At 42.1% G+C, this 11,131-nt stretch carries 15 protein-coding genes; 5 read left to right on the top strand and 10 right to left on the bottom strand.

Features of this window, described 5'->3' with window-relative positions:
- Nucleotides 1-139: 139 nt before the first annotated feature.
- Together flgM and PSF67_RS21480 are read left to right on the top strand one after the other, a co-directional pair.
- On the top strand, nt 140-442 hold the full coding sequence (flgM, locus tag PSF67_RS21485) for a flagellar biosynthesis anti-sigma factor FlgM (RefSeq protein ID WP_272530081.1): 303 nt from the start codon (nt 140-142) through the stop codon (nt 440-442).
- A gap of 9 nt (nt 443-451) precedes the next feature.
- Nucleotides 452-892, top strand: coding sequence for a flagella synthesis protein FlgN (locus PSF67_RS21480; protein ID WP_102139593.1), 441 nt, complete (start codon nt 452-454; stop codon nt 890-892).
- Between the two features lie 44 nt (nt 893-936).
- Here PSF67_RS21480 and PSF67_RS21475 read toward each other — a convergent pair whose 3' ends face one another.
- From PSF67_RS21475 to flhB, 4 genes are all read right to left on the bottom strand, one after another.
- A complete protein-coding gene (locus PSF67_RS21475; RefSeq protein ID WP_210848454.1) occupies nt 937-1,257 on the bottom strand; it encodes a helix-turn-helix domain-containing protein in 321 nt (106 codons plus the stop codon).
- Nucleotides 1,250-1,636, bottom strand: coding sequence for a type II toxin-antitoxin system RelE/ParE family toxin (locus PSF67_RS21470; protein WP_231068193.1), 387 nt, complete (start codon nt 1,634-1,636; stop codon nt 1,250-1,252). Before PSF67_RS21470 ends, PSF67_RS21475 begins: the two co-directional genes overlap by 8 nt.
- A gap of 166 nt (nt 1,637-1,802) precedes the next feature.
- Nucleotides 1,803-3,902 carry a flagellar biosynthesis protein FlhA gene (gene flhA, locus PSF67_RS21465; RefSeq protein ID WP_206276964.1) on the bottom strand — a complete coding sequence of 700 codons (2,100 nt, stop codon included), beginning with the start codon at nt 3,900-3,902 and terminating at the stop codon, nt 1,803-1,805.
- Nucleotides 3,895-5,046 (bottom strand): flagellar biosynthesis protein FlhB, encoded by a 1,152-nt coding sequence (flhB, locus tag PSF67_RS21460; RefSeq protein WP_102139590.1) that lies wholly within the window; start codon nt 5,044-5,046, stop codon nt 3,895-3,897. Before flhB ends, flhA begins: the two co-directional genes overlap by 8 nt.
- A gap of 263 nt (nt 5,047-5,309) precedes the next feature.
- On the opposite strand from flhB, the gene PSF67_RS21455 reads away from it, so the two are divergent.
- From PSF67_RS21455 to PSF67_RS21445, 3 genes are read left to right on the top strand one after another with little or no spacing between them, the layout of a single operon-like run.
- Nucleotides 5,310-5,549 (top strand): type II toxin-antitoxin system CcdA family antitoxin, encoded by a 240-nt coding sequence (locus PSF67_RS21455; protein WP_102139589.1) that lies wholly within the window; start codon nt 5,310-5,312, stop codon nt 5,547-5,549.
- Nucleotides 5,549-5,857: a CcdB family protein gene (locus tag PSF67_RS21450; RefSeq protein ID WP_231068192.1), complete on the top strand. Its 309-nt coding sequence runs from the start codon at nt 5,549-5,551 to the stop codon at nt 5,855-5,857. Before PSF67_RS21455 ends, PSF67_RS21450 begins: the two co-directional genes overlap by 1 nt.
- Before the next feature lie 15 nt (nt 5,858-5,872).
- Nucleotides 5,873-6,430, top strand: a complete 558-nt coding sequence (locus PSF67_RS21445; RefSeq protein ID WP_231068191.1) for a hypothetical protein — start codon at nt 5,873-5,875, stop codon at nt 6,428-6,430.
- A gap of 42 nt (nt 6,431-6,472) precedes the next feature.
- On the opposite strand, the gene PSF67_RS21440 is transcribed toward PSF67_RS21445, so the two are convergent.
- The 6 genes from PSF67_RS21440 to PSF67_RS21415 all read right to left on the bottom strand — a co-directional run.
- Complete coding sequence (locus tag PSF67_RS21440; protein WP_102139587.1) at nt 6,473-6,778, bottom strand: helix-turn-helix transcriptional regulator; 306 nt, start codon at nt 6,776-6,778, stop codon at nt 6,473-6,475.
- A gap of 87 nt (nt 6,779-6,865) precedes the next feature.
- On the bottom strand, nt 6,866-7,504 hold the full coding sequence (locus PSF67_RS21435; protein WP_272677597.1) for a protein phosphatase CheZ: 639 nt from the start codon (nt 7,502-7,504) through the stop codon (nt 6,866-6,868).
- 24 nt (nt 7,505-7,528) lie between these two features.
- A complete protein-coding gene (cheY, locus tag PSF67_RS21430; protein ID WP_004255705.1) occupies nt 7,529-7,921 on the bottom strand; it encodes a chemotaxis response regulator CheY in 393 nt (130 codons plus the stop codon).
- 41 nt (nt 7,922-7,962) lie between these two features.
- Nucleotides 7,963-9,030 carry a protein-glutamate methylesterase/protein-glutamine glutaminase gene (locus PSF67_RS21425; RefSeq protein ID WP_102139585.1) on the bottom strand — a complete coding sequence of 356 codons (1,068 nt, stop codon included), beginning with the start codon at nt 9,028-9,030 and terminating at the stop codon, nt 7,963-7,965.
- Nucleotides 9,030-9,866: a CheR family methyltransferase gene (locus PSF67_RS21420; protein WP_102139584.1), complete on the bottom strand. Its 837-nt coding sequence runs from the start codon at nt 9,864-9,866 to the stop codon at nt 9,030-9,032. The genes PSF67_RS21425 and PSF67_RS21420 overlap by 1 nt, the downstream gene beginning before the upstream one ends.
- A 133-nt stretch (nt 9,867-9,999) precedes the next feature.
- Nucleotides 10,000-11,131, bottom strand: a 1,132-nt coding sequence (locus PSF67_RS21415) for a methyl-accepting chemotaxis protein (protein WP_272677596.1), incomplete at its 5' end; no start/stop codon positions are given.

Genomic DNA, 11,131 nt, shown 5'->3' with positions numbered 1-11,131 from the left:
TTAACAACGCTGCAACTTGAAATATGACGAGTATAGCTGGTGAATGGTGCAATATTTTGTAACACTATACACACTAAAGATTCATCAATATAAGCCGATAACTCACATATGAAAAAAATCGGAAATAGGAAAACACATTATGGCTATTGAGCAAACATCTGCAATTTCTGCGTTGACTCAGGTGACAAACCGCGACCCACAAGATGCGACAGCCCCGATGCGGGACAAAAAAGTGTCCACTAATGAAGTCGTTAAAGAAAGTTCTTTTGCTCCTAGTGAGCTACAAAAAAAATTATTACAACCACAAGCAAGTGATATTAATAGTGCTAAAGTTGAACAAATTAAACAAGCAATCAAAGATGGCACCCTAACTATGGATGCTGAAAAAATTGCTGATGGCATTTTGCGTGATGCTCATGAATGCATGTTATCAATGAAATAAATAACCACTATGACTGACGAATTACTGATATTACTTGAGCAACAACTCGCCCATTTGCAATCATTACAAATAGTGATGAAAAATGAAGAGCTATTACTAGGTTATCACCGTGTGCCGCCTTCGCCTTTTCAGGAAACCACTGAACAAAAACGGTTTTTAGTTGCTGCGATCGGCCATGGTGAAACAAACCGCCTAGCGTTAGAAGCACAATCTGAGATCAGTGCACCTTATGAAGGCAATGATGCACTAGCAGGTGTATGGGAAGCCATTAAAAGCTTAACAACTGAGCTAAAAGAGCTGAATTACCGTAATCACCAAATGCTACAATTGCATATTGAGCTCAACGCTCAACGCCTCAATTTTGTGAAAAAACATAATAACCAATCCACTTATGGTGCGGATGGTTTAGAGTCAAAAAGCCCTGCATTAGGTAAGAAAATTTCGATTTAAGGTGGATATTGCCTTTGTAAACTTAAAAACCGCCCTTTTATTTACTAGATAATAAACACCTTTTCATCAATCAATGTGAGTAGCCTTAATGCTGCACCATTTGGTTTAATCTCCCCCCTTTCCCATTTGGAAACACTTTCCTTAGTCATATTTAATATCAAAGCGAGAGAAGACTGAGAAATATTATTTTGCTCACGAATACGTTTAATATCCGCTCCTGTCATAGGCTTAGGATTAGTGAATTTTTTCTTGAGCTCTTGTGCTTTTATCCGCGCTTCGATACGGCGAGCCGCAGTATCATCAGCAGCACCAATTGCTTCCATTTCTTGAGCAAACTGTAGCAACTCATTGAGTTTATTAGTCATAATTAACCTCCATCAACAGACTTGCTTTTAACATCATATTTATTTTGGCATCATCCACCTGTAGTAGAACTTTCGCAATATCCTTATAAGATTCAAGGAGGTCATCCTCTATTTCCTTGGTATTTTTCGACCTTAAGTGAGACTTCAACCAAGCATCTGCGAAAAATAAATGACGACCTTGCTTGAAAAAAATAACGGTCCTAATACCACCGCTTTTTCCTTTACCTTGCAGAGGTAAACGTTTTTTTATCACCCCGCCGCCTAAGTCCGCTTCATACTGCCCTGCAAATATATCCATTGCAGCATTGATCAATTCAAAGTCACTTAAGTGTATCTTTTTTACACTATTTCTGAACATTTTCGTCTTGTAAATTGCCATCCATAGCCACCATAATTTTTACTATAGTAAAAATTACCATGATTAAGAAAAAAGTATATCCTAATTAAGCAAACCCATGGAATAAAAAAGAGGCAAATCACCACATCATATTGGCGATTTGCCTCTTTTTAGTACTGCACCTAAATGTCAAATAATACCGATAAAATTAACTACCACTAATCATCGACGTCATTCTTATCTTACGGTGGTCCGTCATTTCTAAATTCGACATAACCACCAGCTGCGGCAGGCTGCGACGCAAGAAACGCGATAAAATCAAACGCAAACCATGGTTGACTAATAATACCGTTGGTGCCCCCATCGCCTCTTGGTGTGCCACGGCTTGCTCCGCTTGAGTCTGAATAAACTGTGCCAAATTCGGCTCTAACCCACCGCCGTTCTTCGCGGCTTGCAGTAAGATCTGCTCAAGGCTAGCCTCTAAACCAATTACTTGAATTTCTTCTGCATGACCAAACCACTGCTGTGTGATTGCTCGGCCTAATGCAATGCGCACTTGAGATGTTAAATAATCGGTATCTTTATTTTCCCCGTTTTCCCCTGCCATTTCAGCCAAGGTTTCAATGATGGTGCGCATATCGCGGATCACCACATCTTCCATTAATAAATTTTGCAGTACACGGTGCAAAATCGTTAATGAAATCGTATCTGGGATCAAGTCATCAGCCAGTTTTGGCATCTCTTTTTTCACACGGTCATACAGCATCTGTGCTTCTTGGCGGCCAAATAAGGTGCTGGAGTTTTGCAGTAAAATTTGATTAAAGTGAGTTGCTACCGCAGTACTCGCTGATACCACCGTATACCCTTGAATTTGTGCTTGTTCACGTAAATCATCATCAATCCAGATTGCGGGTAAACCAAACGCAGGCTCTTTAGTGATATCCCCCTGTAGCGTCCCCGCGGCATTGCCTGGGTCAATAGCCAGACTGCGCCCTGGCTGTGCTTCACCACGTCCAACTTCCGCCCCCTTAATCAGAATTCGGTATTCACATGGGGAAAGCGCTAAGTTATCGCAGATATGCACCACAGGTGGTAAGTACCCCACTTCTTGAGCAAATTTCTTACGTAAACCACGCAATCGCCCTAATAACTCGCCTTGCTGTTCATTATCGACTAATGGGATCAACCGATAACCCACTTCCATCGCCAATAAATCTTCTAATTGCACGTCATCCCACGTGGCTTCAACCACTTTATTGGCTTCTTGGAAATGCTGCGATTGGCTATTATCTCCCATGGCATTTTCCGGTTGCTGCGATTTACGCACTAAATACCAACCAAGGGCAGCCAATGCTGCGGTAAACAGTAAAAAGACAAAGTTAGGCATGCCCGGGATCAAACCGATTAAACCGAGAACTCCTGCACTCAACCACATCACGCGAGGGTTATTGAATAGCTGGGTGACCATCTGTTCACCCACATCTTCATCGGTTGCGACACGAGTGACAATAACCCCTGCAGCTGTTGATATAATCAAAGCAGGTATTTGCGCCACAAGCCCATCACCGATAGTCAGCAAGGTATATGTACTCGTCGCATTCCCCAAAGACATATTATGTTGAGCAACACCAACAATCAGCCCACCCACTACGTTGATCACCATAATCATGATCCCCGCAATAGCATCCCCACGGACAAACTTACTCGCACCGTCCATTGAGCCATAAAAATCAGCTTCTTGCGTAACCTCTGTACGACGCTTTTTGGCTTCATCATCACTGATGATACCCGCGTTGAGGTCCGCATCAATCGCCATTTGCTTACCTGGCATTCCATCAAGAACAAAACGTGCACCCACTTCAGCAATACGTCCGGCTCCTTTTGTGATAACCATAAAGTTAATCAATACGAGGATAATAAACACCACAATACCAATTGCAAAATTCCCCCCCACCAAAAAATGGCCGAATGCTTCGACGACTCGCCCGGCAGCATCTGGGCCTGTATGGCCTTCCATTAGGATAATCCGGGTAGAAGCGATATTCAAAGAGAGTCGCAGTAAAGTTGCAAACAGTAATATGGTTGGAAAAGCGGCAAAATCCAACGTACGCTTGGTAAACATCGCCACTAATAACACCATAATGGAAAGCGCAATATTAAAGGTAAACAGTAAATCCAATAAAAATGCCGGTAATGGCAATACCATCATCGACAAAATCAATAAGATAAGAACCGGCCCGGCCAGTATTTGCCACTGTGTTCCCTGTAAATTTTTCGGCAATTTTAATAATGAAGCCAAATTAGCCATCGCGATTGTTATCTCCAGCAAAGTCCAGCGTCGGTGGCACTGGTAAATTTTTCGGTTTTTTTGGTCTGAGCCCACCTTCACGGCGCCAACGACGCAGTTGGTAAACCCATGCTAAAACTTCTGCAACCGCTGCATATAATGCAACAGGAATGCTTTGCCCTATCTCCGCGTGGCGATATAGCGCACGAGCAAGCGGCGGTGCTTCTAACTGTAATATTCGGTGCTCTTCACCAATTTCTTTGATGCGCTGAGCCAATACACCTGCCCCTTTCGCTAATACTTTTGGTGCCCCCATTTTTTTGTCATCATATTTTAGGGCAACCGCATAGTGTGTCGGGTTAGTGACAATAACATCCGCACTTGGGACATCCGCCATCATTCGGTTACGCGCAATCGCACGCTGCTGTTGGCGGATTTTAGCTTTAATTTGAGGGTCACCCTCTTGCTGCTTGAATTCATCTTTGATTTCTTGGCGACTCATGCGCAATTTTTTCAAATGAGAGCGAAACTGATAAAAAACATCAAAAGCCACCATAGGAATAAGCAAAAACACAATTAAATACCCTGCAAAAATGACTTTCTGCAATGCATTACTTAGCGCCGTAACGGGTGATTCCATGACTAAATGCAGTAATGAGGGCCAACTTTGCCAAAGAAAAATAAATGCCCCTAACCCCACAAATAACGATTTCAAAATCGCTTTAAATAACTCCGATAACGCATTCATAGAAAAAATACGTTTTAGCCCTTTGATTGGATTTAACTTTTTCAAATCAAATTTAATCAACTTGCTATTGAAAACGAGTCCCCCCACTAACGATGACGCAGAAATACCCACTAACGCTAACCCGCCAATGACGGGTAATAAAGCAAATAACGCCTCACTCACAACGCGCCCTAAGTAACTGAGCATCAAACCTGTATTTTGCAAGTAATGGCTATCAAATATAAAACCCTGCCGAGCAATTTGCCGTAGTTGTGTCGCCAGATGCCCACCACTTAGCCATAGCAAGCTCACGCCTGCTAACATCATCATTAGCGAGCTAAGTTCTTTTGAACGAACGATTTGCCCATCATCTTTGGCTTTTTGCTTTTTATGGGGTGTGGGTTCTTCTGTTTTTTCTACATCACTCTCGTCGGACACCGCGGTTCCAAAATTTAATGAAAATACGAGTTATCGCTATAGCATGACAGAGTGTAAAAAAATCAATGGTGGAAAATAGACGCAGTTCAAGGGGGTTATTTGCCTATTGAGCAATAAGGCGGCAATTTTGCGAAGGGCTTCGCAAACATGAGCGCCCACTGAAGATAATCCTATATTTCGTATTAATAAAGAATAAAATCCCTATATGAGCAATAAGCATGCTAAATTACATGTGTATGAACACGTGTAATTAAGGAAATCCCATGAATACCACGGCTCAAAGAATGAAAAAGACCGTCAGTGTCACGGTGGCGCCTGAACTCTACGAACAAGCTAGGCAGGCAAAACTTAACCTATCTGCAATACTAACGTGTGCCTTGCAGGCTGAATTAAAACGCCTAGAAGCGCAGAAATGGAAAAATGAAAATAGAGAAGGTTTTAACGAGTTAAATAGGATCAATGAAGAACATGGATTACTCTCAGATAAATACAAGGATTTTTAATGCAATATTGCCTCTATCAAAATCGAGAAGATACGGTTAAATACCCGTACTTACTGGATATTCAAAGTAATGTTATTGATATATTGAATACTCGCTTAGTCATCCCGTTATTCGATAGTAGGCTTGTTAAAAAACCATTACCTGTACGCTTAAATCCACAATTATCTATCAACGGGCAGGTTTTTATTTTAATGACTCATCAAATGGCTTGTGTTCCTCTTTCATTACTAGGAAAAGAAATCGTTGATTTGACTCACCAACGAGACACGATTAAACACGCAGTTGACCTGCTTATTAATAGCTTTTAACGACAAAAGGTTATTATGGATACTTGCCACCTTGTTGCCCCAGATATCACTTTAGAAGATGCCCCAAAAGAAGCCTCACGTATGCTTAATTGGCTAAAACAGCAAGGTATTATCGACCCTGATTTTCAAGGTATCGAGTATGGTGAAGTGATTTATCGTCCTACCCCCGCTCACAAAGAACCCATTTTGTACGTAATTAATGATGAAATCGTGCCGACTCAGTTACCTGAATGTACTTTGAAAAACTATTTATCTATCGTTACCGAACGCACTGTGTTCCATGCAGGGGGAAATGGTCTCGGTATTTACTGCCCACAGTGTGCAAATGAACAAAGCGAACAGAGTCACGCATGGGGTGATGCGATATCCGACTGGTATGAAGGAAAAGCAGAATATCTCGCTTGCTTCTGTTGCGATTTTCATGCCCCTCTATCAAAGTGGCGGTTTGATCCACAATGGGCATTCGGCAATCTAGGTTTCAGTTTTCATAATTGGGATATACGCGATGATTTTGTTGACCAATTTGAGCAAGTTCTTGGCAGCCAAATTATCACGGTTTATCAACATGATTAGCAATTAAATTACCCACATCAATACTAATTGGCATACCTATTATTATTTAGATGAGAAATCTAATGTAATCCGCATTCCCACCGCTTCTGCGTACTTTAGTAATGTGCCTAATTTCGGGTCGAACTGCGCTTTTTCCAAGCGCGACACGTTTTGCTTTTGTGTTTGCATTTTCTCCGCAATTTGCATCTGGGTTAAGTTATTGGCTAAACGCGCTTTTTTTAGTTGATTGATTAACGCTTGCCTCACCTGTAACTCAGAATAACATTCGTCGCTATCCTCTTCATTTTCTTGAACTGTTTCAGCTTGTTCTTTCATTACCAAAGTCGAAATTAAATCGTTATTTATCATTGCAATTTCCTCCTTGTCGCTCAAGTACAAGAAAACTACCCTAACCCTATGTAATTAGAGTAGTTTAATTAAAAACCATGTTGGCAATTAGAAGCCTAGTTCATCGAGTAAATCATCAACCTGAGACTGTGATGCCATCACATTAACGCCTTCTTTATTGATCTGCGGGCCATTAAGCAGACCTTCATTTTGCGTTTTCGCACGCATTTCAGGTGGCGTGTTTTCCATTAACAGTGCGAGCAGTTGTTTCTCTGCTTCTTCAACTACTTCCATCATTTTTTTGATGACTTGCCCTGTTAAATCTTGGAAATCTTGCGCCATCATGATCTCCAACAGCTCTGCTTTAGTCGTTTCGCTGTCTTGGATCACTTGTCCTAAAAAGGCTTCTGTTGACTCACGCAATTGCGCAGGAACCGTATCTCCAGCGGTTTCTTGCCATTGTTGCTGCAGCTTCTGCGCATTCTTATTCATGTCCACTTGCAGTGGTTTGATGACATCAATGCCATTTAAGGTTTTCTCTGCCGCTTGCGCTGTCATTTGTGCGATATAACGCAGCCTGTCTTTACCATCTGGAATACTGGCCACCGCCTGTTGAACGCTTTTTTCTAGGCCCAATTCGCGCATACTCTCACGCAGGGTTCTCATTAGCGTACCAATGCGCGTAATGACTTGTTTTAAATCATCATTACCATTGCGAATACCTTCCATACCCACTTGTTCAGTCATGAAAATCTCCTTTGGCGCGCACTGTTATTGCAGACCCATTTTTTCAAATACTTTATTCAGTTTTTCTTCTAAGATAGCGGCAGTGAACGGCTTAACGACATAACCACTCGCACCCGCTTGCGCTGCAGCAATAATATTTTCTTTTTTCGCTTCGGCTGTCACCATTAATACAGGGATATGTTTCAAAGCATCATCACCACGAATGGTTTTAAGCAACTCAAGGCCATCCATGTTTGGCATATTCCAGTCAGCCACGACAAAATCAATGCTACCTGTACGGATTTTCTCTAATGCATCAACACCGTCTTCCGCTTCTTCTATTTTGTTAAATCCGAGCTCTTTTAATAAGTTACGGACGATACGTCGCATTGTAGAAAAATCATCGACAACCAAAAAACTAAGATCTTTAGCGGCCATAACCACTCCTTCAAAATACAATTGTGAGTTCCTGCCTCGGTTTAAACCGTGACAGAAGAAAGTCTTGCTAAAACACTTGGGGCAATCTTGAGGATATCTTGCACTTCATCCGCAGCCCCCATTTCAATCGCCGCACGAGGCATACCAAACACAACACAACTACTTTCGTTTTGTGCGTAAGTAATTGCTCCCTGCTTACGTAAATTTAATAGCCCTTTTGCACCATCCATCCCCATTCCTGTCAATAAGATCCCAATACATTTTCGCCCAACACATTGAGCAACCGAATCGAACAGCACATCAACAGAAGGACGGTGGCGGTTAACAGGTTCGCTTTGTTGTAAAATGACTTGAAATCCCTTGCCTTTATCAGCAATCAACATATGCGAATCGCCCGGTGCAATATAGGCATGGCCTTTTTGTAATAACTCGTTGTGTTCGGCTTCTTTTACGGTCAAAACACAGAGTTTATTTAAGCGATCAGCAAAAGAGCGTGTAAAACCCGCAGGCATATGCTGAGTAATCACTACCGGAGGACATTCATGAGGTAACATTTCCAGAAATTGACGTATCGCCTCCGTGCCTCCAGTCGATGCGCCAACCGCAATCACACGGCTATTGCAAACATAAGGAGAGAGCGCTTTGGCTTGAGACGCTGGTTCACTGATCTTTTTTTCTGGACGAGCAAAGCGGCTCCGTTGCGTAATTTTAGACATTGCTGCCGCACGGATTTTTTCACCAATAATATCGCGATAACTCATCATCGTTTCACGAATACCAATTTGGGGTTTTGTGACAAAATCCACGGCACCTAATTCCAACGCTTTTAACGTCACCTCTGAACCTTTCGACGTTAATGTTGAAACCATTACCACAGGCATTGGATGCAAACGCATTAATTTTTCTAAGAAATCAATACCATCCATTCGTGGCATTTCCACATCTAACGTGATCACGTCCGGTTCATGCTGTTTAATTAAGTCACGTGCGACATAAGGGTCTGGTGCAGTATCGACCACAACCATGTCTTCATGACTATTAATTATTTCACGCATTAATTGGCGCATCAGTGCTGAGTCATCCACACATAGCACTTTAATTTTTTTCATTACCCCCTCCTCGCAGCTTGTAAGCTGTAGACGGTTTGCCCTTTAATAACGAAACTTTGCGATAGCTGTGATAAATTTTCGGAATGCCCAATAAATAGCAAGCCATCTGGCTTAAGCAATGTGGCAAAGCGCTCTAACATTTTGATTTGCATTTCTTTATCAAAATAAATCATGACATTACGACAAAAAATCGCATCAAATCGGTGCTGCATTTGCCAATCATGATCACTCAAATTTAAATAACGAAATTCAATCATTTGGCGTAATGCAGGCTTGACTCTCGCATAGCCATCAAACTCGCCAACGCCTTTCATAAAATAACGTTGTCTCTGTAATGCTGTTAAAGACTTCAGCTCTTCTATGCGATACACACCTTGTTTCGCTTTTTCTAGCACTTCCGTGTCAATGTCACTGGCAATCACTTTGGCATTGATGGCGTTTGGCCCAAGAACATCGCTCAGTGTCATTGCTATCGAATACGGCTCTTCTCCTGTTGAAGATGCGGCACACCAAATATTAATGGCGCTATTTTTACGAGTGCGAACAAAGTCTGCTAACGTCACAAAATGATGTGGCTCACGAAAAAATGCCGTTAAATTTGTCGTCAAAGCATTCACAAAAGCTTGCCATTCTGCATGGTGAGGCTCACGCTCTAACATTCGTAAATAATCTGAAAAATTGTCGATATTACAATCACGTAACCGCTTTAATAGCCGGTTATAGACCATATTTTTTTTATTCATGGTGAGGACAATGCCTGATTTTTTATGAATAAATCGACAAACCCGACCAAACTCATCATCAGTCAGTGGTTCTACCTGTGGTACAAAAAGCATCGTACTTGTCGTCCTATTCAATAAAAACCCAGAGGCAGCCAGTTATTTGGCTGCCTTTTAGGATGGATAACCTAAGGAAAAATAACCTGTTACGGTTATCCACCGAAAATTCAGAAACGAATTTTCACAATACTTAACGCCGATTACGATTTAAATGGCTTTCGGGTAATTCAAAGAATGCAACGGTATCGACTAAGTTGTTTGCTTGGTCTTCTAGTGCCGCTGTCGCACTGGTCGATTGTTCAACTAATGCCGCATTCTGTTGTGTCACTAAATCCATTTGGCTTACTGCTGTGGCGACTTGCTCAATACCACGGCTTTGCTCATTGGAAGCAGACGCAATATTACCCATTAATTCAGTAACTTGGTTAACAGCTGCAACCAATTCACTCATGGTTGCACCCGCCTCATTAACCAGTTGAGAGCCTTGGCTCACTCTGCCAACAGACTCATCAATCAATGTTTTAATTTCTTTTGCTGCTTCCGCGCTGCGCTGAGCCAATGCCCTGACCTCACCGGCAACCACAGAAAAACCACGCCCTTGTTCACCTGCTCGAGCGGCTTCAACGGCGGCATTCAATGCTAAGATATTGGTTTGGAAAGCGATGCCATCAATCACACTAATAATGGCGCTAATTTTTTGTGAGCTATTGGAAATCGAGGTCATGGTGTCAATCACATCTTCAGTGATCTCTCCACCTTTCGTTGCGGTTTTTGATGCACTCACCGCCAGTTCACTCGCTTGGCGTGCGTTATCCGCATTCTGCTTAACAGTTGCTGTCAACTCTTCCATACTCGCCGCAGTTTCTTCTAGTGATGCCGCTTGCTGTTCAGTACGTGATGATAAGTTATTATTTCCTAAAGCAATCTCACGGATCCCTGTATACATTTGATCAGTATTCGAGCGCAATGCTGTCACTGAAGTCACCAAAGACTCCTGCATGTCTTTTAACTTACCAAACACTTCACCAATTTCATCACCGGTTGTGACTTCAATTTTTTGATTTAGTTTGCCATCCGCCACTAGTGCAAAGTGATCTCCCATACTTTTTAGCGGGTTAATGACTTTACGTTTCATCCAATAGTGAGCAAATGCGATAACAGCGATGATGATGACGATCACTGAGGCGAATGAACTCCACGCAAACGTGTTATACATTCTTGCTGCTGCAAGAGATTCATCGTTTTCCGCATTCAGTAATTCAAGGTACTCCTCGACAACTTGCTCTAACTGATCCTGGTTTTCTTGGGCAGGAAGTTCAATT

This window comes from Providencia sp. PROV076, from assembly GCF_028483405.1.
Classification (GTDB): Bacteria; Pseudomonadota; Gammaproteobacteria; order Enterobacterales; family Enterobacteriaceae; genus Providencia; species Providencia huaxiensis.
The sequence above is the reverse complement of the archived record's forward strand: the minus strand, read 5'-3'. Positions and strand labels throughout refer to the sequence as shown.

Excerpts from the sequence above, each read along its gene's own strand:
- PSF67_RS21445 (WP_231068191.1), top strand. The coding sequence starts at position 5,873 with ATGGATACTTGCCACCTTGTTGCCCCAGATATCACTTTAGAAGATGCC.
- PSF67_RS21420 (WP_102139584.1), bottom strand. The coding sequence starts at position 9,866 with ATGCTTTTTGTACCACAGGTAGAACCACTGACTGATGATGAGTTTGGT.
- PSF67_RS21470 (WP_231068193.1), bottom strand. The coding sequence starts at position 1,636 with ATGGCAATTTACAAGACGAAAATGTTCAGAAATAGTGTAAAAAAGATA.
- cheY (WP_004255705.1), bottom strand. The coding sequence starts at position 7,921 with ATGGCCGCTAAAGATCTTAGTTTTTTGGTTGTCGATGATTTTTCTACA.
- PSF67_RS21480 (WP_102139593.1), top strand. The coding sequence starts at position 452 with ATGACTGACGAATTACTGATATTACTTGAGCAACAACTCGCCCATTTG.
- PSF67_RS21455 (WP_102139589.1), top strand. The coding sequence starts at position 5,310 with ATGAATACCACGGCTCAAAGAATGAAAAAGACCGTCAGTGTCACGGTG.
- PSF67_RS21450 (WP_231068192.1), top strand. The coding sequence starts at position 5,549 with ATGCAATATTGCCTCTATCAAAATCGAGAAGATACGGTTAAATACCCG.
- PSF67_RS21435 (WP_272677597.1), bottom strand. The coding sequence starts at position 7,504 with ATGACTGAACAAGTGGGTATGGAAGGTATTCGCAATGGTAATGATGAT.
- flgM (WP_272530081.1), top strand. The coding sequence starts at position 140 with ATGGCTATTGAGCAAACATCTGCAATTTCTGCGTTGACTCAGGTGACA.
- flhA (WP_206276964.1), bottom strand. The coding sequence starts at position 3,902 with ATGGCTAATTTGGCTTCATTATTAAAATTGCCGAAAAATTTACAGGGA.
- PSF67_RS21425 (WP_102139585.1), bottom strand. The coding sequence starts at position 9,030 with ATGAAAAAAATTAAAGTGCTATGTGTGGATGACTCAGCACTGATGCGC.
- PSF67_RS21475 (WP_210848454.1), bottom strand. The coding sequence starts at position 1,257 with ATGACTAATAAACTCAATGAGTTGCTACAGTTTGCTCAAGAAATGGAA.
- PSF67_RS21440 (WP_102139587.1), bottom strand. The coding sequence starts at position 6,778 with ATGATAAATAACGATTTAATTTCGACTTTGGTAATGAAAGAACAAGCT.